The organism is Enterobacter sp. V89_11, assembly GCF_029967775.1.
Taxonomy (GTDB): Bacteria; Pseudomonadota; Gammaproteobacteria; order Enterobacterales; family Enterobacteriaceae; genus Enterobacter; species Enterobacter ludwigii.
The window spans coordinates 100,387-120,588 of the sequence record NZ_JASCAN010000001.1 but is presented as its reverse complement, the minus strand read 5'-3'; the positions used below and the strand labels follow the sequence as shown (position 1 = coordinate 120,588).

Here is a 20,202-nt window from a genome sequence, read left to right as displayed (position 1 = left end):
AGCTGTTAATGAACCATTAAATGCCGTTACGGCTCTTCCGGGCCAAGCGAGTAAACCGGGTAACCATGTTCACGCCATTCCGTCATCAGCTGTTGCTGTGAGGCGGAAGGCACTTCCCCGCACCAGACCAGCAGGGTCTGGCCGTCGAACAATTCAGGGCGAAATTGCGCCAGCGAGTGCACAAGGACGTCAACGCGCCAGCCATTCTGGGTGGCAATCCAGGCCTCCAGCCACAGACGAGTAGTATCGTGCACGTTCCAGCCGACCACCAGCGCGTCTTTTCCGTGCTTGTTCTTCGCCGAGGCAAGGCAGACGGCAATATAGTTGATCAGGACGCCGTCGAGCATACTCAACAGCGCCTGCAGGGTGGTCTGCTGACACTGCAGGCGTCGACGGAGCGGGATGAAAAGATGCGTGATCAGCGTTTGCGCGGGATAATCGCGCCCTTGCTCTTTTATCCATGCGCGCAGGCGCTGCAGATTGCCCGCCTGCAGAAGGCGCAGCAACGTTTCCTGTTGTTCGCGCCAGAGAAGCTGCGTGTCAGGATCGTCATGGCTGAGCAGGGATTTCACTTTGCCAACCTGCACACCGTTATCGATCCAGCTTTTGATCTCGCGGATCCGGTCGATATCGGCATCGTTGAAGAGACGATGGCCTCCGTCCGTTCTCTGCGGTTTGAGTAATCCATACCGTCGCTGCCATGCCCGTAGCGTGACGGGATTGATATCACAAAGGAGTGCCACTTCACCGATTGTGTAAAGCGCCATATTCGCCCCCTGGCTTACGCGTCCCCAGCTTAACTGTAGTCCCTGTTTACTGAACCAGGAAGAAATGGTTGTTTTTTGCACGAATAATGCGAAGCAGGCGTTAGGTTCGGCAAAAGGTGTGATGCCGGCCACGAATTGCAGCTTTTTTGCCGCGCTTCAAAGAAAGTTTACCGCCAGCAGTGTATGTTACGCGTTTTGAGGGTGTGCGGTTTTGAGTATGTACGAGTTTAATCTGGTGCTGCTGTTGCTTCAGCAGATGTGCGTGTTTCTTGTCATCGCCTGGTTGATGAGTAAAACGCGTCTGTTCATTCCGCTGATGCAAGTTACCGTACGCCTGCCGCACAAGCTGCTCTGCTACGTGACCTTCTCTATTTTCTGCATTATGGGAACCTATTTTGGTCTCCATATCGAAGACTCCATTGCCAATACGCGAGCCATCGGTGCCGTGATGGGCGGGCTGCTTGGCGGCCCTGTGGTCGGTGGGCTGGTCGGGTTAACCGGTGGCCTGCATCGGTATTCGATGGGCGGCATGACGGCGCTGAGCTGTATGATCTCAACGATCGTCGAAGGGCTGCTCGGCGGCCTGGTTCACAGCTATATGATTAAGCGCGGTCGTCCGGATAAAGTCTTTAGCCCGCTCACCGCCGGGGCGATCACCTTTGTCGCTGAAATGGCGCAAATGGCCATCATCTTGCTGATTGCCCGACCGTTTGAAGATGCGCTCCATCTGGTGAGCAATATCGCCGCCCCGATGATGGTGACGAATACCGTGGGTGCTGCGCTGTTTATGCGTATTCTGCTCGACAAGCGCGCCATGTTTGAGAAGTACACCTCGGCGTTTTCCGCGACGGCCCTGAAGGTCGCCGCTTCGACGGAGGGGATCCTGCGTCAGGGCTTTAACGAAGAGAACAGCATGAAGGTGGCGCAGGTGCTTTATAAGGAGCTGGATATCGGCGCGGTGGCGATAACCGACCGTGAACGGTTGCTGGCTTTTACCGGCACGGGCGACGATCACCATCTGCCCGGGAAACCGATCTCCTCCGCCTATACGCTGCGCGCCATTGAAACCGGCGAAGTGGTGTATGCCGACGGCAACGAAGTTCCTTACCGCTGTTCGCTGCACCCGCAGTGCAAACTGGGCTCCACGCTGGTCATTCCGCTGCGCGGGGAAAACCAGCGGGTAATGGGCACCATCAAGCTTTATGAAGCGAAAAACCGTCTGTTCAGCTCTATCAACCGTACGCTGGGAGAGGGCATTGCTCAGCTGCTCTCCGCGCAGATCCTCGCCGGGCAGTATGAGCGTCAGAAAGCGTTGCTGACGCAATCCGAAATTAAACTCCTGCACGCTCAGGTGAATCCGCATTTCCTGTTCAATGCGCTTAATACGCTCAAAGCGGTGATCCGCCGCGACAGCGATCAGGCCGCGCAGCTGGTTCAGTTCCTGTCGACGTTTTTCCGCAAAAACCTTAAACGTCCGTCCGAGATTGTGACCCTGGCTGATGAAATAGAACACGTTAATGCTTACCTGCAGATTGAGCAGGCACGCTTCCAGACTCGTCTGCAGGTGTCGTTATCCGTCCCGGATGAGCTGGCGTATCAGCATCTTCCGGCCTTTACCCTGCAGCCTATTGTGGAAAACGCCATAAAACACGGTACGTCACAGCTGTTGGGGATTGGGGAAATCACCATTTCCGCCAGCCGCTTTAACCATCATCTGGTGCTGGATATTGAAGATAACGCCGGGCTTTACGTGCCTTCCACCTCAGGCGGATTAGGGATGAGCCTGGTGGATAAACGCCTGCGCGCGCACTTTGGTGATGACTGTGGCATTACCGTGGCCTGTGAGCCTGACCGATTCACCCGTATTACGTTACGACTGCCGCTGGAGGAAAACGCATGCTAAGAGTGCTGATTGTGGATGATGAGCCGTTAGCACGGGAAAACTTGCGCGTTCTGTTGCAGGAGCAGCCTGACATTGAGATTGTGGGGGAGTGCGCAAACGCCATTGAGGCCATTGGCGCCGTGCACAAACTGCGCCCGGACGTGCTGTTCCTCGACATTCAGATGCCCCGAATTAGCGGCCTGGAGATGGTCGGAATGCTCGACCCGGAGCATCGCCCCTACATTGTGTTTTTGACCGCCTTCGATGAGTACGCCGTCAAAGCCTTTGAGGAGCACGCATTCGATTATTTACTGAAACCGATTGAAGAGAAGCGTCTTGAAAAGACTCTCAGCCGTTTGCGCCAGGAGCGCACCGCGCAGGATGTCACGCTGTTGCCGGAAAACCAGCAGCCGCTGAAATTTATCCCCTGCACCGGCCACAGTCGGATTTACCTGCTGCAGATGGACGATGTGGCGTTTGTCAGCAGCCGTTTGAGCGGCGTATTTGTTACCAGCGCGGAGGGTAACGAAGGCTTTACCGAGCTGACGCTGCGGACGCTGGAGAGCCGAACGCCGCTCGTTCGTTGCCATCGCCAGTATCTGGTGAACATGGCGCACCTGAAAGAGATCCGGCTGGAAGACAACGGACAGGCAGAGCTGGTGCTGCGTGCCGGGCAAACCGTCCCCGTCAGTCGCCGCTACCTTAAGAGTTTGAAAGAGGCGATCGGCCTGTAAAACTGGTACACTGCGCCCCATTGCATCATCGACAGTTAAGTTAAAGGCACCCATGCTCAGTAATGATATTCTCCGTAGCCTGCGCTACACCCTGAAAGCAAACAATAACGATATGGTGCGCATTCTTGCGCTTGCTGGCATGGAGTCCACCTCTGCCGGTTTCGACACCTGGATGACAAAAGAGGATGAAGAGGGGTTTGTTCGCTGCCCTGACATTATCCTGTCTGGCTTCCTGAACGGCCTCATCTACGACAAGCGCGGGAAAGATGACTCAGCACCAGAACTGGCGCTTGAGCGTCGGGTGAATAACAACACGGTGCTGAAAAAGCTGCGCATCGCGTTTTCACTGAAAACAGACGACATTCTGGCGATTATGACAGAGCAGAAGCACCGCGTGTCGATGCCGGAGATCACCGCCATGATGCGTGCGCCGGACCATAAGAACTACCGCGAGTGCGGCGACCAGTTTTTGCGTTATTTTTTACGCGGACTGACTCACCGGGTGCATCACGCTAAGCCGTGAGTGGTACCGGGGCGTGAAGGATGAAGAGGCAAAAAAAAGCCGGAGATTATCTCCGGCTTTTTTATTATTTCACCTGCTGACCTGGTTTGGCGCCTTCATCAGGGCTTAACAGGAAGATATCTTTCCCGCCAGGACCTGCCGCCATCACCATGCCTTCCGAGATGCCGAAGCGCATTTTGCGCGGTGCCAGGTTGGCGACCATCACGGTCTGACGGCCAATCAGCACCTGCGGATCAGGATAGGCAGAACGGATTCCGGAGAAGACGTTACGCTTCTCACCGCCCAGATCCAGCGTCAGGCGCAGCAGTTTGTCCGAGCCTTCGACAAATTCCGCGTTTTCAATCAGTGCGACACGCAGATCGACCTTGGCGAAATCATCAAAGGTAATGGTCTCCTGAATCGGATCGTCTGCCAGCGGGCCAGTCACCGGCGCAGCGGCAGCCTTCACCTCTTCTTTAGACGCTTCCACCAGGGATTCTACCTGCTTCATCTCGATGCGGTTGTACAGCGCCTTGAAGGTATTCACCTTGTGGCCGAGCAGCGGCTGCTGGATAGCATCCCAGGTCAGCTCGGTGTTGAGGAACGCTTCAGCGCGGGAGGCCAGCTGTGGCAGTACCGGCTTCAGCCAGGTCATCAGCACGCGGAACATGTTCAGGCCCATGGTGCAGATCGCCTGCAGGTCGGCGTCACGGCCTTCCTGTTTCGCGACAACCCACGGTGCCTGCTCGTCAACGTAGCGGTTAGCCACGTCAGCCAGCGCCATGATTTCACGAATCGCTTTACCGAACTCACGGCTTTCCCAGGCTTCGCCAACCGCCGCGGCGGCGTCGGTGAAGGTTTTGTACAGCTCAGGATCGGCCAGTTCGGCAGACAGCACGCCGTCGAAACGCTTGGCGATAAAGCCCGCGTTACGGGAAGCCAGGTTGACGACTTTGTTGACGATGTCGGCGTTCACGCGCTGCACGAAATCTTCCAGGTTCAGGTCGATATCGTCGATGTGGGAAGAGAGCTTCGCCGTGTAGTAGTAACGCAGGCTGTCCGCGTCGAAGTGGTTCAGCCAGGTGCTGGCTTTGATGAACGTACCGCGAGATTTGGACATCTTCGCGCCGTTGACCGTCACATAGCCGTGCACAAACAGGTTGGTTGGTTTACGGAAGTTACTGCCTTCCAGCATCGCCGGCCAGAACAGGCTGTGGAAGTAAACAATGTCTTTGCCGATAAAGTGATACAGCTCGGCGTCGGAATCTTTCTTCCAGTATTCGTCAAAGCTGACGGTGTCGCCGCGCTTGTCGCACAGGTTCTTGAAGGAACCCATGTACCCGATTGGCGCATCCAGCCAGACGTAGAAGTATTTACCCGGTGCGTTCGGAATTTCGAAACCGAAGTACGGTGCATCGCGGGAGATATCCCACTGCTGCAGACCGGATTCGAACCACTCCTGCATTTTATTCGCGACTTGCTCCTGCAGCGCGCCGCTGCGGGTCCACGCCTGCAGCATTTCGCTGAAGGACGGCAGGTCGAAGAAGAAGTGCTCGGAATCACGCATTACCGGTGTGGCACCCGAAACAACAGATTTCGGATCGATAAGCTCGGTCGGGCTGTAGGTTGCGCCGCATACTTCGCAGTTATCGCCATACTGATCCGGTGATTTACATTTCGGGCAGGTACCTTTGACAAAGCGGTCCGGCAGGAACATGCCTTTTTCCGGATCGTACAGCTGAGAGATGGTGCGGTTTTTAATAAAACCGTTCTCTTTCAGGCGAGAGTAGATCAGCTCCGACAGCTCACGGTTTTCGTCGCTGTGCGTGGAGTGATAGTTGTCATAGCTGATGTCAAAGCCCGCAAAATCGGTCTGATGCTCCTGACTCATTTCGGCAATCATCTGCTCTGGGGAAATCCCCAACTGCTGCGCTTTCAGCATGATCGGCGTGCCGTGGGCATCGTCCGCGCAGATGAAGTTAACCTCGTGGCCGCGCATTCGCTGGTAACGGACCCAGACATCAGCCTGGATATGCTCCAGCATGTGGCCGAGGTGGATTGAGCCGTTGGCGTACGGCAGTGCGCACGTTACCAGAATTTTCTTCGCGACTTGAGTCATAGTAGGCATTACTTCTTTTAACTGTGAAAAGGGTTTTTGATATTACCAAAAGGGGCATTATTAAGTAAGCACAAACCACGGCCTTTCAGGTAAACTTGTTCATCTAAGGTCTTATTCACAAGAACAAAGGAGTCGGGATGAGTTCTCAATCCCAGGCCAAATCACCGGAAGCCTTAAGAGCAATGGTCGCCGGGACGCTGGCTAACTTTCAGCATCCAACCCTGAAGCACAATCTCACCACGCTGAAAGCGTTACACCATGTCGCATGGCTGGACGATACGCTGCACATCGAGCTGCAGATGCCCTTCGTCTGGACCAGCGCGTTTGACGCGCTGAAAGAGCAAACCAGCTCTGAGCTGTTGCGCATTACCGGCGCGAAAGCCATTGACTGGAAGCTGACCCACAGCATCGCCACCCTCAAGCGTGTGAAAAACCACCCGGGCGTTAACGGCGTGAAAAACATCATTGCCGTCAGTTCAGGCAAGGGTGGGGTGGGTAAATCCTCCACGGCGGTAAACCTGGCGCTCGCGCTGGCAGCCGAAGGGGCGAAAGTCGGTATTCTGGACGCCGATATTTACGGACCGTCTGTGCCTAACATGCTGGGCGCGGAAAACCAGCGCCCAACCTCGCCGGATGGCACGCACATGGCGCCGATCATGGCCCACGGTCTGGCAACCAACTCCATTGGTTATCTGGTGACTGACGATAACGCCATGGTGTGGCGTGGCCCGATGGCCAGCAAAGCGCTGATGCAGATGCTGCAGGAGACAATGTGGCCCGATCTGGATTATCTGGTGCTGGATATGCCGCCGGGCACCGGTGACATTCAGCTGACGCTGGCGCAAAACATTCCGGTCACGGGAGCGGTCGTGGTGACCACCCCGCAGGACATCGCGCTGATCGACGCCAAAAAAGGCATCGTGATGTTCGAGAAAGTGGACGTGCCGGTGCTGGGTATTGTCGAGAACATGAGCATGCATATCTGCAGCAACTGCGGACACCATGAGCCTATTTTTGGCACCGGTGGGGCAGAAAAACTGGCTGCGCAGTATCACACCCAGCTGCTTGGGCAGATGCCGCTGCACATCTCGCTGCGTGAAGATCTGGACAGCGGGAAGCCGACGGTCGTCAGCCGTCCGGACAGTGAATTTGCAGAGATGTATCGACAGCTGGCGGGGCGCGTTGCGGCGCAGCTTTACTGGCAGGGCGAAGTCATCCCGAGTGAAATTGCGTTTCGCGCGGTGTGAGTGCTTTAGTCTGAATTGCCGGGCGGCGTTTGCACCTGACCCGGCCTACGGAAATAACGTGTTGTAGGCCGGCTCAGCGAAGCGTCACCCGCGTTTAACGCTGTACGTAATGCATTAAAAAGTACTCACCTTCCGGCGAGTCACCCTTCGCTTCAATATGCCAGCCATGGCGCTGGTAAAAGGCAACAGCCCGGTCATTCTTTACCAGACACTTCAGCGAACCCGTACTGGTGAACGCGTTTTGCACCTGTTCAAGGAGCAAATGACCGACGCCCAGACCTTGATACTGCGGATCGACAAACAGATTGTGCAGGAAATTGTCGTTCGTCCACACCGAAGCAAAACCCAGTCGATGCCCGTCCTGAACGGCCACCCAAATCACTTCGTCGCGGGTTGCCGCGTCAAAGTCTTCAAGCTGCCACTCGGAACCGTCCAGCCATGGCCAGGCCTCGCGCCGCGCGTGGAGATAGAGTGTTCGCAAAAAGGGGCGATCGCTCTCCTGCCAGAGCCGGATTAAAATGTCATTAGCGGTGATAGAAGATATCTCCATTGTAGGCTTTGTAGATTTTGCCATCTGCATCGCCAATCAGGACGTAGTTCTCGCCCATATAGGTCCAGTGGGTACCCGCATCCGGGGCCGGCAGGTTACGCAGCTGGTACTGTTTAATGGTGTACTCAGGCGTTTGATACTGCGCCGGTGCGGTGTCGCCAATCTTGAATTTGGTGAAATCAGCGATGAACTCTTGTTCCTCATAGGCTTTAATGCCTGATGGCGCAGCGGCGGTTTGCGGGGCAGAAAACGCGGAACCCGCCAGAGACAGTAATACACCCAGAAGCAGCAATTTACGCTTAGCCATTTTTTCTCCAGTGATATCGTTACAGATACTTTTCGTCTGCGGGTTCATGGAACGCGAGGCAGACGGTCCATTTTAAGTACCAAAGCATGGTGTGTTTGAAAAAAAATGTAACAAAAGTGGACGGTTTTGTGTAGTCGTAATGACGTGTGCAGTATCACTACAGTCAATATCTCCCGAGTTTGATATTTCCAATATTTATTATTTCATTAATCAATTCTGAAAATACCTTTTCACTTCGCAAATGGACTGTTCAACGCATGCTTTCCCACGTAAGAACATTTAATATCGCCTCCGTATGACATCAATCTCTTTCCATTTTTTCCAAAAGAATGGGAACGATTTTGCTTTTTTATCACCAGGAAGGGAAACGTTGTCTGTATTTTGTAATACGTCCGCTAAAACAATAACCCGTTGAAAATTTTAATGTAAATGAATTTATTTTTTATCTGTTTAACAACAAACACAACAATAAAAGAACTTTTTATATAAATGAAAAATACAACGCTATTTTCACTTTTATTTCTTTCAGTCGGCCAGTTAACTGGTTGCGTATTTTCGCCAGGTCAGGATCTCAGCATTACCGGGAAAAAAGTCATGGCTGACGGAGAAGCGAATTATCAGCTCGATCAACACGTGGAAATTTATCCCCTGACCCCGACGCTCGTTGAAAAATTGCGACCGCCTGTCCTCAAATCTCAGGCAAATCCTACTCTGGATGAGCAGGTTAAAAATTGGGAATACCGCATAGGCACCGGCGACATCCTGACGGTCACCGTCTGGGATCATCCGGAATTAACCACGCCCGCAGGGCAGTATCGTACCGCGAGTGACGCGGGTAACTGGGTGAATGCGGATGGAACGCTCTTCTATCCCTACGTCGGAAAACTGCATGTTGCAGGCAAAACGGTCGCGCAGGTGCGTGAAGCAATCACCGCGCAACTGGAGAAGGTTATTGAGAGCCCGCAGGTGGATGTCAGCGTGGCGTCTTTCCGCTCACAAAAAGCTTATGTGACAGGAGAGGTGGCAAAATCAGGCCAGCAACCGATAACCAATATTCCGTTGACGGTAATGGACGCGGTCAACGCCGCAGGTGGGCTTTCCGCGGATGCCGACTGGCGTAACGTGGTCCTCATGCATAATGGCCAGGACGCGCGCCTTTCGCTCTAAGCGCTGATGCAGCATGGTGATTTAAGCCAGAATAAGCTGCTGTATCCGGGCGATATCCTCTTTGTTCCGCGTAACGATGCCTTAAAAGTGTTCGTGATGGGCGAGGTGGTGAAGCAGAGCACATTAAAGATGGATCGTAGCGGAATGACCCTGGCGGAAGCCCTGGGGAATGCAGGCGGGCTGGATCAGAATATGGCCGATGCAACCGGGATTTTTGTTATTCGCTCGGTAGCGAAAAAAGGGGCGACGGACAAAATTGCCAATATCTATCAGCTCAATGCGAAGGATGCCTCCGCGATGGTACTGGGGACGGAATTCCAGCTTGAACCGTATGACATTGTCTACGTCACCACCGCGCCGTTGTCACGCTGGAATCGCGTGATCACCCAGCTGGTACCCACCATCAGCGGTGTCCATGACCTGACCGAAACCGTCCGCTTCATCCGTTCATGGCCGCAATAATGTTCAACTCAATCTTAGTGGTTTGCACCGGCAATATTTGCCGTTCGCCGATGGGGGAGCGGCTGTTGCGACAACAGCTGCCCGGCAGACTCGTGACATCGGCTGGGATTTACGGATTTGAAGGACGCCCGGCGGATGCAACTGCACGGGAGGTGGCCCGGTGTTACGGCGTTTCGCTGGAGGGGCACGTGGCACGCAAGATGACGCGCAGCATGCTGCAAACCTCCGATTTGATTCTGGTGATGGAGCCGGAGCACCTGCGTTTTATTGCCGCTGTGTCGCCCGAATGTCGCGGAAAATCGCTGCTGTTTGGCCAATGGCTGGAAAACAGGGACATTCCCGATCCTTACCGCAAAAGTCGTGAAGCGTTTGAATATGTTTTCGGGCAGCTGGTAAAAGCCAGTCAGGAATGGGCTCGTCGTGTGGGTCAAAAAGGAATGAAGCGTTAATGTCTTCTCATACATCAGACAAATACGGTGCTGCCGCACCGCACAGTAATGAAATCGATCTTATGCAGCTACTTGCTGAGATGATTGATCACCGCATGCTAATCGGGCTGGTCACGCTCCTGTTTACGGTGTGCGCGGGGCTCTACGCGTTTAGCGCCACGCCGGTCTACCAGGCGGATGCCCTGGTACAAATAGAAGCAAAGCAGGACAACTCGTTGCTTAAAAGCTTAAGCCAGTTTGGGTCTGACCTTTCACCCGACGCTGAACCTGAACTGTTGCTGCTTAAATCGCGCATGATCCTGGGGGGAACCGTTGATAATCTGGGGCTGACATATCAGGTAACACAGCGCGTTCTCCCGGTTGTGGGGCGCCTCTGGGAACGTCTACGCGGCAGCAAACCTGGCAACATGACGATAGGTGAGCTTACCCTGCCCCAGCAGGAGGGGAAACCGCAAGCGGTTGTCCTGACCGTGCTGGGGCAGGGCCGGTATCGTCTGGAAGGGGAGACGCTTAAGGCTGACGGTAGGGTTGGCAAACGGCTGGTGAAAGACGGGATCACGCTTCTGGTGACCTCGCTGAGCGCGGAGCCGGGGACCCAATTTACCCTTCAAGCCTTTACCAGGCTTGAGGCAATTAACGCGCTGCAGAAGAGACTTTTTGTCGCGGAATCCGGTAAACAGAGCGGTATGATCACCCTGACGCTGACGGGTGAAGACCCGGACAGGATAGCGGTGGTGCTCAATACGATTGCAGAAAATTATCTCAGCCAGAATATTGCGCGTCAGGAGGCACAGGATTCCCGAAGTCTGGCGTTTTTACAGGAGCAGTTGCCTAAGGTCCGTCACGAACTGGATGAGGCCGAAGCACGACTGAATGCCTATCGGGCGCAGCGCGATTCCGTCGACTTATCCCTTGAGGCGAAGTCCGTACTGGATCAGGTCGTTAACGTGGAAAATCAGCTCAACGAACTGACCTTTCGTGAGGCAGAGGTTTCTCAGCTTTTCAAAAAGGATCACCCGACCTATCGCGCATTACGGGAGAAGCGACAAACGCTCGAAGAGGGACGCGCGCGCCTGAACAGCCGGGTTTCATCTATGCCTTCTACCCAGCAGGAAGTGTTGCGCCTGAGCCGTGATGTCGAGTCCGGGCGTACCATTTACCTGCAGCTGCTGACACGCCAACAGGAACTGAACATTTCACGCTCCAGCGCCATCGGCAACGTGCGGATCATTGATACCGCGGTTACGCAACCTGAGCCAATAAAACCCCGTAAAGCGCTTATTATTCTGCCTGGCGTGCTGTTAGGGCTGATGGTCTCCATGGGCTGGGTGTTGGTTCGTACTGCCTGTCGGCGAGGGATCACCTCGTCAGAGCAAATAGAAGAGCAGGGGATGCCGGTTCTGGCGACGCTGCCGCGCTCGGTCTGGCTGTGGAAAAAAACGCATTTGCGCCGAAAGCACTTTTTGGCGCCCCACGGGAAACATAAAACTTCGGATATCCCCTTCCTGCCCACAGACCGGCCAGCGGATATGTTTGTTGAAGCGATGCGTGGACTGCGTACCAGCCTGCATTTCACGATGATGGATGCCTCAAACCAGATCGTGGTGATTACGGGCCCCACGCAGAATTGCGGCAAAACGCTGGTCAGCACGTCACTGGCATCAATAGCGGCTCAGGCCGGAAAGCGGGTGCTCTTTATCGATGCGGATATGCGTAAAGGCTATGTGCATAATCTCTTTAAGCTGAACAACCATCACGGATTATCCGCTGTCCTTGAGGGAAATGTGGCGTGGCAGGAGGCGATCCAGCGCGTTGATAAGGCGGGATTTGATGTTCTGACCTGCGGTCCTCAGCCGTTACGTCCCGCGGAGCTGCTCATGGGAGAACGCTTCCAGGAGGTGATGTCGGGGATGAACGCACACTATGACGTTGTTATCGTTGATACACCGCCGGTGCTGGCCGTGACCGATGCGGTGCTGATTGCCAGAGTGGCCGCAACCACGTTACTGGTTGCCCGCTTTGGTAAAACCAACGTGAAAGAGACGGAAAACTGTGTAAAGCGTCTGCAGCAGATGGGTGTGCAGGTGAACGGTGCCATTCTCAATGATATCGTGAAATCTGCGGCGCTGTATTACAGCGCGGGGTATAGCCATTTCGACTACGGCTATACCCCGAAGGAAAAGCGGCGTGAGGGTTAGTGCTTCACCAGCGTGGCGAAGTAATACACCAGGGGAATGGCGAGGATCCAAAGACCGACGGGGATATCGCGCCATTTCCCGGCTATCGCTTTGATAACGATATAAAACAGCAGCCCGCCCGCAATACCGGTCCCGAAACTGTTGGCAATCAGCGTAATCATCACCATCATCAACACTGGCAAGCCGTCGGTGAAGTTCGCCAGATCAACCTTACGTAAACCGCTAAACATATTCAGCCCGATGAGGATCAGGGCGGGCGCCGTGGCTTCTTTCGGGATCATCAGCGCCACAGGGGTAAACAGCAGCATCAGCAGGAACATTACCGCCGCGGCCAGCGCGGTCATGCCGGTTTTGCCGCCGGCTTCCGCGGCTGCGGACGATTCAATCAGCGCCGTGGCGGCAGGAATGCCTACCCACGGGCCAATCGCGGCGGCAATGGAGTCCACCATAAACGGGCGGTTAATGTTTGGCATATTGCCTTCTTCATCCAGCAGCCCTGCTTCCCCGCCCACCGCCAGCGTTGTTCCCATGGTGGAGAAAAACTCGGAGGCGAAGAAGACAAACAGGAATGGCAGAAAAGCAATATTCAGCGCGCCCAGCATATCGACATGCCCAAGGACGGGAGCGATGGAGTGGGGCACATCGATAAAACTGGCGGGTAATTTCGTGACGCCCATCGGAATACCCACGAGGGTCGCGAGCAGGATAGCCCACAGGATCGCACCCGGAATACGACGAGCCTGCAGGCCGATAGCCAGGAACAGGCCGAGTAACGCCACCAGTGCACCGGGTGACAAAAAATCTCCCAACATCAGTGCGTTCGTTTTGGCATTCGCCAGCACCAGCCCGGCGTTGCGGAAACCGAGTACGGCGACAAACAGCCCGATGGAGGCCGTCAGCCCCAGCTTGATGGACTGCGGCACCGAGCGGGTCACCACTTCACGCAGGCCAAACCGGGTCAGCAGGAAGAATAAAATCCCCGACCAGCAGGCGATACCCAGACCAATTTGCCAGCCAATGCCTTCACTGCCCGAAAGCGTCACCCCGACCAGCACCGAGCCACCAATTCCTGGCCCGACGATAAACGGCAGGTTGGCGTAAAACGCCATCAGCAGCGTCCCGGCAACGAAGACCAGAATGGTGCCCGTGGTCGCGGCGCCTTTGTCCATTCCTCCCACGGCCAGCAGCCCCGGGATCACCACCAGCAAATAGGCGGCGGCGAGAAAACCGGTGATACCCGCCAGGCACTCGGTGCGCACGGTGCTCCCGCGTGCACGGAGTGCAAAACGACGTTCAAGCCAGCGCCCTGGTGCTGGCGAATTAACGGTATTGTCGGCCATTATCCGGCTCTCCTTCGGTATTATTGTGTGTTGTCCGGGGTTTCCCGGTAAGAAATCAGCGTATCGACAATCTGGCGCGTGCTGCCATCGGTCAGTCCAAGATCGGTCAAATGTGGCCCGGCATTACAGGCAAGGCAGGTTCCTTCGATGGCCTTAAAGACCCGATACGGCGGTTCCCAGTCGGCAATCAGACTGCTGCGATCGCGCAGCGTCCTGAACTGCAGCGCCAGCTCGGCAGGTGGCAGTTCCGACAGCATGCCCGCAATCGGCATGGCAACGTGGGCAATCACGTCACCCTGTTGCGCCAGCGCCATGCCACCACCGCTGTTGATAAGCGTATTGGCAGCCAGTGCCATATCGTTCGGATCGCGGCCCAGAACCACCAGGTTGTGAGAGTCGTGCGAGTAGCTAGTGGCAATCGCCCCACGCAGTTCCCCCCAGCCTTCAAGCAGGGCAATTTGCGGTTTTGCTGCATGACGGGCATGGCGATGCTGAACCCAGATCAGGCTAAAGCCGTCCGGGATCTGCACGCACCCGTTGCGCACCTGCACATCTGTTTCACCCCAGCGGGTAAAGCGCGCGCCGCAGATGTGGCGCAAGCGAGCCACGCCATGGCTCGCGTTGCCAATACGCATGCAAAAATCATCAGCGGTCAGGGCAGACAACCGTACGGTATCACGCGGCAACGTAAGAGGCGTATCAGCAACAGGTTCGAGCGTTGCCCCGTCCCGGGCAATCAGCTTTCCGGCGACGTAGACCTGGTGCGCCGTCAGTTTATCCAGCGAGTCAAACACCACCAGATCCGCGCGACGCCCGGCGGCAATCAGCCCCAGGTCGTTACGCTGCAGGCGAATGGCTGCATTGAGCGTTGCAAAACGCAGTGCGTCGGTGGCCGCTAATCCATTTTCAATCAGCAGGTTCAGCAGCGCGATGATCCCGCCTTTTTCCATGAGGATGTCTGGCGGAACATCATCGGTACAAACCGTGATGTGAGACGAAAGATGGGGGAGCGTTTTCAGGGCGCTGACAATATCGGGCAGCAGATAAGGGTGCGAACCGCGGATCTCCAGCGTCAGCCCGGCACGCAGCTTTTCCAGCGCATCGTCAGCCGACGTTAACTCATGGTCAGAAGTCACGCCTGCTGCCAGATAAGCCTGTAAATCCGCACCGCTGAGACCGCGGGCATGGCCTTCAATCAGCTTTCCGCTGTCGAGCCCGGCCTGCATAATTTCAAGCATACGCTGGCTGCCATTGAGCACCCCATGCATGTCCATCACTTCAGCCACACCGCGCACTTCCGGCCAGCCAAGCAGGGTGTTCATCTCGTCTCCGGCAAAATCCGCCCCGGACATTTCCAGGCCGGGCGTTGAGGGCACGCTTGAAGGCGCGGCGACCATCACCTGCAGCGGCAGATTGCGGCTGGCCTCAATGGCAAAACGGACGCCGTCAATGCCCAGCACGTTGGCCAGTTCATGCGGATCCCAGAAGACCGCCGTGGTGCCCTGTGCAAGCACAATCTCCGCGTAGCGGGCGGGCATAAGATGAGAGCTTTCAAGGTGGACGTGGGTATCGATCAGCCCTGGCGACAGAAACTGGTTGTTCAGCGCGTGGGTCTCATGTGCGTCGTTGCGGCTGCCGCGCGGATGGACGCTGGCAATCAGTGATCCCACGATACCAACATCCGCTTCGCGGATCTCACCGGTGACCATATCCACAATACGGGTATCGGTGAGCAGCAGGTCAAAGGGCATTTCGCCTCGTGCAGCCTGAACGGCGCGGCGTCGGGTTTCAGCAGTCATGCAATTAACAGTTCCAGCATCAAAATAATGACGCTACTCTATGCACACGGCAAACGTTTGCCCAGCTGATAAAATTTATCGCCCGATAACCCCGGGTTATTCTGTGACGTGTGTAATGGATAATCATGACGGAACCCTGGCAGCGCTTGCCCGCGCTCTCTCTTCGACAGCTACAGTATTTTGTCACTCTGGCGCAGCTGCGTCATTTTACTGATACCGCCAGCAAACTGGCTATCAGCCAGCCGGCGCTCAGCAGTGCGTTGCGGCAAATCGAGACGGTGCTTGGGGGCAAACTGGTTAACCGGACCGCCTCGGCCGTGACGTTGACGGAGCTTGGCAATGCCATCCTGCCGCACGCGCAGCGGGTGCTCAGCGTGGCGCAGCTTGCGTTTGACGACATGCAGCACATTGTTCAGGCGGGCGGAGAAGGTACGGTGCGTATCGGGCTGATCCCTTCCGTGAGTTCGCTGCTGTTCCCCTTGTTGCCCCGGACGCTCGCGCAGGCTTTTCCCCGCCTCAGGGTGGAATTTCACGATCAAACCAACGATGCGCTGGTGGCCCAGCTGCTGAAAGGGCAGATTGATTTCGGCATTGGTGCGCTCGATAACTCTGTTCCCGACCAGCTGAACGTGTTTCCCTTACAGGACGACCCGTTTGTCGCTGTCATTCACAGCGACGATCCGCTGGCCGCGTCGGCGCACCTGCCCTGGAAGCAACTGGCAGGGCGGGATATCGCCGTGTTCTCAAAAGGTAATATTCAGCGTCTGGTTGCGGCGCTCGCGGAAAGCCACCGTTTGTCGTTGCCGACACGCTATCAGGTGGACTACATCGAAACTTTGTATGGTCTGGTGCGCTCGAAACTCGCCGTGGCGATTTTACCGCAGCTCTATACCACGCACCTCCAGGACCCGCAGCTCAGGGTGGTACATCTTCAACAACCGGCCCTGGCCCGCACGGTGGCGTTAATGCGCGCCCCGCAGCCGCTTCCTCCGCTTATCGAATCCTGCTTTACGCTGATGGCCGACACGTTGCGAACGAAATGACCCGACACTTCTTTACAGCGTGAGGGCGCATTGCTCGCTAAGATGACCGTCGATTCATCAAGAGGTCACAATGGAAAACCGCAAATTCAGTCGACTGCGCCGCTGGGCGCGGGAAGGGATCATCTTCTTTCTGCTCGCGCTGGCCGTAATGTGGGGCGTGGATCAATACCGCAAGCCCACACTCCCCGCCAGCTTTAGCGCTGCACCGATGCACAGCATCGACGGAAAGATCCACGATATAACGGTACTCAGCCAGGAACGCCCGCTGCTGATATACGTATGGGCAACCTGGTGCAGCATCTGCCGGTTTACGACGCCCTCGGTCAATACGCTGGCAGAACAGGGTGGCAACGTCGTAAGTATCGCCATGCGTTCCGGCGACGATGCAAAGCTGGCGCGCTGGGTCGACAAGAAACAGCTGGTCATGCCGGTGGTCAACGATGCCAACGGTGCGCTGTCGCAGGCGTGGCAGGTGAGCGTAACACCGACGCTGGTGATCGTGTCGAAGGGGAAAGTGGTCAGTACTACTACGGGGTGGACAAGTTACTGGGGAATGAAGCTCAGACTGTGGTGGGCAGGGCTGTAAAGAGAGCCCCTCTTCCGGCGGAAGAGGGGCTGGATATTACTTCGCCAGAACTTCCTGTGCGGTACGCTCAACCAGCGACAGCAGGACTTTAATGTCCTCCAGGGTCACGGTTGGGTTCAGCAGAGTCAGCTTCAGGCAGGTGACGCCGTTATGCTCGGTCACGCCGACGTTAGCACGGCCGGATTCCAGCAGCGCATCACCAATTTTCTGGTTCAGCAGGGCGATACCCGCGTCGTCCATCTGTACCTGTCCACGGAAGCGGAACAATACGCTTGCCAGCTGCGGCTGCATAACCAGTTCCAGAGCAGGCTGCTCTTTCACGTAAGCCGCAACCTGCTGTGCCAGCGTAACACCGTGATCGATGATCGCCGCGTATTGTTCCTGACCCAGCGCTTCCAGGCTCATCCACAGCTTCAGCGCGTCGAAACGACGGGTCGTCTGCAGAGATTTCGACACCAGGTTAGGCACGCCAGCTTCTTCATCGAACTCAGAGTTCAGATAGGCCGCCTGATAGCGCATCAGCTCATAGTGGCGCGCTTCTTTGAGCAGGAACGCACCGCAGCTGATGGTCTGGAAGAACTGCTTGTGGAAGTCCAGAGTAACGGAATCCACCAGCTCGATACCGTCCAGGTAGTGACGATACTGCTCAGACATCAGCAGTGCGCCGCCCCAGGCCGCATCAACGTGTACCCAGATATTCTGTTTCGCCGCCAGTTCAGCAATGGCACGCAGCGGATCGATTGCACCTGCATCGGTAGTACCGGCAGTGGCAACAATCGCCAGGATCTGCTCGCCGTTAGCATTGCACTGCTCAATTTTCGCTGCCAGATCGCTGAGATCCATGCGCGAGAATTCATCCGTTTTCACCTGCACGACGGACTGGTAGCCCAGACCCATCAGCGCCATGTTCTTCTGCACGGAGAAGTGTGCGTTTTCAGAGCACAGCACGCGGATTTTACGCAGATCGCCAACCAGGCCGTCCTGCTGAACGGAATGACCCTGACGCGCGAAGAACGCATCACGGGCCAGCATCAGACCCATCAGGTTGCTCTGCGTGCCGCCGCTGGTGAACACACCGGCGTCGCCAGCCTGATAACCCACGCGGGTACGCAGCCATTCGATCAGCTTGATCTCAATGATGGTTGCGGACGGGCTTTGATCCCAGGAGTCCATGCTCTGGTTAGTGGCGTTAATCAGTACTTCCGCCGCCTGGCTAACCACCAGGCTTGGGCAGTGCAGGTGCGCCACACACTGCGGGTGATGAACGGACAGGCTGTCTTTCAGGAAGAACTCCACGGCGCGTTCAATCGCCGCTTCGTTGCCCAGCCCTTTCGGGTTGAAATCCAGCTTAATACGGTCGCGCAGTTCCGCGACCGTTTTGCCCTGATACATCTCAGGCTGTTTCAGCCACTGCATCACAGCCTGAGTGCTTTGTTCAATCGCCTGCTGGTAAGCTTCAATGCTCTGTGCAGAGGAGAACAAAATTGGGTTTGAATCTGACATCGTGTTCAACAACTCCGGTTACGCCGGGCGAACGCCCGCAGCAAGCAGCGCCTGCTCGAATTTATCCAGGAAGACTTTCAGCTCATCATCGCTGATCAGCAGGGAAGGCAGCAGACGCAGAACAATACCGTTGCGACCACCGCGCTCCAGAATCAGGCCGGCTTCGAAGCACTTCTTCTGAATCAGTGCAGACAGCTCGCCATCACCCGGGTAGCAACCCATGTGGTCTGCCGCTTCGTGTGGCTTAACGATCTCAATCCCGATCATCATGCCCAGGCCGCGAACGTGACCGATAACCGGATAGCGTTTCGCCATCTCGTTCAGCTGGCCTTTCAGCCATTCGCCCTGTGCGGCCACTTTGCCCGCGATGTTCTGGTCTTTCAGGATTTTCAGCGTTGTCAGACCGGTTGCCATTGCCAGCTGGTTGCCGCGGAAGGTACCGGTGTGGTGGCCTGGTGCCCATGCATCGAACTGTTTTTTGATGCCGAGTACCGCCAGTGGCAGACCGCCGCCAACCGCTTTAGACATCACGATGATGTCTGGCTCAATGCCCGCGTGTTCGAAGGCGAAGAATTTACCGGTACGGGCAAATCCAGCCTGAACTTCGTCGAGGATCAGCAGAATGCCGTGTTCCTGAGTCACTTTACGGATGCGCTGCAGCCACTCAACCGGAGCCGGGTTCACGCCGCCTTCACCCTGAACGGCTTCAAGGATCACTGCCGCAGGTTTACGCACACCGCTTTCAACGTCGTTGATCAGGTTTTCGAAATAGTAGGTCAGCGCTTTCACACCCGCCTCACCGCCGATACCCAGTGGGCAACGGTACTGGTGTGGGTAAGGCATGAACTGCACTTCTGGCATCATTCCGTTAACCGCTTCTTTCGGAGACAGGTTGCCGGTAACGGCCAGTGCGCCGTGAGTCATACCGTGGTAACCACCAGAGAAGCTGATGATACCGCTACGACCGGTCACTTTTTTCGCCAGTTTCAGCGCCGCTTCAACGGCGTCAGCACCGGATGGACCGGTGAACTGCAGGCAGTACTCTTTGCCCTGACCAGGCAACAGAGAGAGCAGATATTCTGAGAACGCGTCTTTCAGAGGCGTAGTCAGATCCAGAGTATGTAACGGCAAGCCGCTGGTAATGACATTTTGGATGCTTTTCAGCACATCAGGATGGTTATGTCCAAGCGCAAGGGTCCCTGCGCCTGCTAAACAGTCAAGGTATTCTTTATTGTCTGCATCGGTGATCCACACGCCTTCTGCTTTAGTGATTGCTAAAGGCAGTTTGCGCGGATAACTCCTGACGTTAGATTCAAACTCGGCCTGACGGGCCAGATAGGTTTCGTTGCTTTTGTGGGCATCTACGGTGTCAATACGGACTTTATCCGTCATCATATCACTCCTACAACCGCCGCTTCGTTATGAGCAACGATTGAATAAAAAGTTAAAAAACAGATGGGGGCCTGAAAAAAACGCCGCCAATATAGAGCCTTTTGTCACGAGGCTCAATGGTTAATTTGTTTACTGTTTTGTGACATGCGGTACGG

The 20,202-nt window shown here is 55.7% G+C and carries 16 protein-coding genes and 1 pseudogene; 9 read left to right on the top strand and 8 right to left on the bottom strand.

Translation table 11 applies throughout. From position 1 onward, the window contains the following. Positions 1-26: 26 nt before the first annotated feature. Positions 27-767, bottom strand: a complete 741-nt coding sequence (gene mlrA, locus QLG09_RS00515) for an HTH-type transcriptional regulator MlrA (RefSeq protein WP_020883214.1) — start codon at positions 765-767, stop codon at positions 27-29. Between the two features lie 217 nt (positions 768-984). Between mlrA and QLG09_RS00510 the strand changes: the two genes are divergently transcribed. Genes QLG09_RS00510 through QLG09_RS00500 form a run of 3 tightly spaced genes read left to right on the top strand, consistent with a single transcriptional unit; the run spans position 985 to position 3,906 of the window. After that, a complete protein-coding gene (locus tag QLG09_RS00510; protein ID WP_040017978.1) occupies positions 985-2,670 on the top strand; it encodes a sensor histidine kinase in 1,686 nt (561 codons plus the stop codon). After that, on the top strand, positions 2,664-3,383 hold the full coding sequence (btsR, locus tag QLG09_RS00505) for a two-component system response regulator BtsR (RefSeq protein WP_049022977.1): 720 nt from the start codon (positions 2,664-2,666) through the stop codon (positions 3,381-3,383). The genes QLG09_RS00510 and btsR overlap by 7 nt, the downstream gene beginning before the upstream one ends. 52 nt (positions 3,384-3,435) lie before the next feature. Further along, positions 3,436-3,906 carry a DUF1456 family protein gene (locus tag QLG09_RS00500; protein WP_014170878.1) on the top strand — a complete coding sequence of 157 codons (471 nt, stop codon included), beginning with the start codon at positions 3,436-3,438 and terminating at the stop codon, positions 3,904-3,906. A gap of 64 nt (positions 3,907-3,970) precedes the next feature. Here the strand turns inward: QLG09_RS00500 and metG are convergent, their stop codons facing one another. Further along, the gene (metG, locus tag QLG09_RS00495; RefSeq protein WP_049022976.1) at positions 3,971-6,004 is read right to left on the bottom strand and encodes a methionine--tRNA ligase; all 2,034 of its coding nucleotides are present in this window, start codon (positions 6,002-6,004) and stop codon (positions 3,971-3,973) included. A 137-nt stretch (positions 6,005-6,141) separates the two neighbouring features. Here metG and apbC point away from each other — a divergent pair, with 137 nt between their 5' ends. After that, a complete protein-coding gene (gene apbC, locus QLG09_RS00490; protein ID WP_020883218.1) occupies positions 6,142-7,251 on the top strand; it encodes an iron-sulfur cluster carrier protein ApbC in 1,110 nt (369 codons plus the stop codon). A gap of 94 nt (positions 7,252-7,345) precedes the next feature. Here the strand turns inward: apbC and QLG09_RS00485 are convergent, their stop codons facing one another. Further along, positions 7,346-7,801, bottom strand: coding sequence for a GNAT family N-acetyltransferase (locus QLG09_RS00485; protein ID WP_282488669.1), 456 nt, complete (start codon positions 7,799-7,801; stop codon positions 7,346-7,348). Further along, positions 7,776-8,108, bottom strand: coding sequence for an RcnB family protein (locus QLG09_RS00480; RefSeq protein WP_008500887.1), 333 nt, complete (start codon positions 8,106-8,108; stop codon positions 7,776-7,778). Before QLG09_RS00480 ends, QLG09_RS00485 begins: the two co-directional genes overlap by 26 nt. 489 nt (positions 8,109-8,597) lie before the next feature. Between QLG09_RS00480 and QLG09_RS00475 the strand changes: the two are divergent. From QLG09_RS00475 to QLG09_RS00465, 3 genes and pseudogenes are all read left to right on the top strand, one after another. Then, positions 8,598-9,737, top strand: a pseudogene (locus QLG09_RS00475) (polysaccharide export protein). Next, positions 9,737-10,186, top strand: a complete 450-nt coding sequence (locus tag QLG09_RS00470) for a protein-tyrosine-phosphatase (protein ID WP_020883220.1) — start codon at positions 9,737-9,739, stop codon at positions 10,184-10,186. Before QLG09_RS00475 ends, QLG09_RS00470 begins: the two are co-directional and overlap by 1 nt. Continuing rightward, positions 10,186-12,384 carry a polysaccharide biosynthesis tyrosine autokinase gene (locus tag QLG09_RS00465; protein WP_040017976.1) on the top strand — a complete coding sequence of 733 codons (2,199 nt, stop codon included), beginning with the start codon at positions 10,186-10,188 and terminating at the stop codon, positions 12,382-12,384. Before QLG09_RS00470 ends, QLG09_RS00465 begins: the two co-directional genes overlap by 1 nt. On the opposite strand, the gene QLG09_RS00460 is transcribed toward QLG09_RS00465, so the two are convergent. Further along, positions 12,381-13,724 (bottom strand): NCS2 family permease, encoded by a 1,344-nt coding sequence (locus tag QLG09_RS00460; protein ID WP_049022974.1) that lies wholly within the window; start codon positions 13,722-13,724, stop codon positions 12,381-12,383. The genes QLG09_RS00465 and QLG09_RS00460 overlap by 4 nt on opposite strands. Positions 13,725-13,744: 20 nt before the next feature. Further along, positions 13,745-15,523, bottom strand: coding sequence for an adenine deaminase C-terminal domain-containing protein (locus QLG09_RS00455; RefSeq protein WP_282488668.1), 1,779 nt, complete (start codon positions 15,521-15,523; stop codon positions 13,745-13,747). A 122-nt stretch (positions 15,524-15,645) separates the two neighbouring features. Here QLG09_RS00455 and QLG09_RS00450 point away from each other — a divergent pair, with 122 nt between their 5' ends. Together QLG09_RS00450 and QLG09_RS00445 are read left to right on the top strand one after the other, a co-directional pair. Continuing rightward, positions 15,646-16,566 carry a LysR family transcriptional regulator gene (locus QLG09_RS00450; RefSeq protein ID WP_160890458.1) on the top strand — a complete coding sequence of 307 codons (921 nt, stop codon included), beginning with the start codon at positions 15,646-15,648 and terminating at the stop codon, positions 16,564-16,566. 70 nt (positions 16,567-16,636) lie between these two features. Continuing rightward, positions 16,637-17,152 (top strand): protein disulfide oxidoreductase, encoded by a 516-nt coding sequence (locus QLG09_RS00445; protein ID WP_121339288.1) that lies wholly within the window; start codon positions 16,637-16,639, stop codon positions 17,150-17,152. Between the two features lie 36 nt (positions 17,153-17,188). Here the strand turns inward: QLG09_RS00445 and QLG09_RS00440 are convergent, their stop codons facing one another. Next, complete coding sequence (locus QLG09_RS00440; protein WP_041162772.1) at positions 17,189-18,655, bottom strand: aspartate aminotransferase family protein; 1,467 nt, start codon at positions 18,653-18,655, stop codon at positions 17,189-17,191. 18 nt (positions 18,656-18,673) lie between these two features. Further along, positions 18,674-20,050 carry a diaminobutyrate--2-oxoglutarate transaminase gene (locus tag QLG09_RS00435; RefSeq protein WP_014170865.1) on the bottom strand — a complete coding sequence of 459 codons (1,377 nt, stop codon included), beginning with the start codon at positions 20,048-20,050 and terminating at the stop codon, positions 18,674-18,676. Positions 20,051-20,202 lie beyond the last annotated feature (152 nt).

Excerpts from the sequence above, each read along its gene's own strand:
- QLG09_RS00510 (WP_040017978.1), top strand. The coding sequence starts at position 985 with ATGTACGAGTTTAATCTGGTGCTGCTGTTGCTTCAGCAGATGTGCGTG.
- QLG09_RS00480 (WP_008500887.1), bottom strand. The coding sequence starts at position 8,108 with ATGGCTAAGCGTAAATTGCTGCTTCTGGGTGTATTACTGTCTCTGGCG.
- mlrA (WP_020883214.1), bottom strand. The coding sequence starts at position 767 with ATGGCGCTTTACACAATCGGTGAAGTGGCACTCCTTTGTGATATCAAT.
- apbC (WP_020883218.1), top strand. The coding sequence starts at position 6,142 with ATGAGTTCTCAATCCCAGGCCAAATCACCGGAAGCCTTAAGAGCAATG.
- btsR (WP_049022977.1), top strand. The coding sequence starts at position 2,664 with ATGCTAAGAGTGCTGATTGTGGATGATGAGCCGTTAGCACGGGAAAAC.
- QLG09_RS00500 (WP_014170878.1), top strand. The coding sequence starts at position 3,436 with ATGCTCAGTAATGATATTCTCCGTAGCCTGCGCTACACCCTGAAAGCA.
- QLG09_RS00465 (WP_040017976.1), top strand. The coding sequence starts at position 10,186 with ATGTCTTCTCATACATCAGACAAATACGGTGCTGCCGCACCGCACAGT.
- QLG09_RS00485 (WP_282488669.1), bottom strand. The coding sequence starts at position 7,801 with ATGGAGATATCTTCTATCACCGCTAATGACATTTTAATCCGGCTCTGG.
- QLG09_RS00455 (WP_282488668.1), bottom strand. The coding sequence starts at position 15,523 with ATGACTGCTGAAACCCGACGCCGCGCCGTTCAGGCTGCACGAGGCGAA.
- QLG09_RS00440 (WP_041162772.1), bottom strand. The coding sequence starts at position 18,655 with ATGTCAGATTCAAACCCAATTTTGTTCTCCTCTGCACAGAGCATTGAA.
- QLG09_RS00435 (WP_014170865.1), bottom strand. The coding sequence starts at position 20,050 with ATGATGACGGATAAAGTCCGTATTGACACCGTAGATGCCCACAAAAGC.
- QLG09_RS00445 (WP_121339288.1), top strand. The coding sequence starts at position 16,637 with ATGGAAAACCGCAAATTCAGTCGACTGCGCCGCTGGGCGCGGGAAGGG.
- QLG09_RS00470 (WP_020883220.1), top strand. The coding sequence starts at position 9,737 with ATGTTCAACTCAATCTTAGTGGTTTGCACCGGCAATATTTGCCGTTCG.
- metG (WP_049022976.1), bottom strand. The coding sequence starts at position 6,004 with ATGACTCAAGTCGCGAAGAAAATTCTGGTAACGTGCGCACTGCCGTAC.
- QLG09_RS00460 (WP_049022974.1), bottom strand. The coding sequence starts at position 13,724 with ATGGCCGACAATACCGTTAATTCGCCAGCACCAGGGCGCTGGCTTGAA.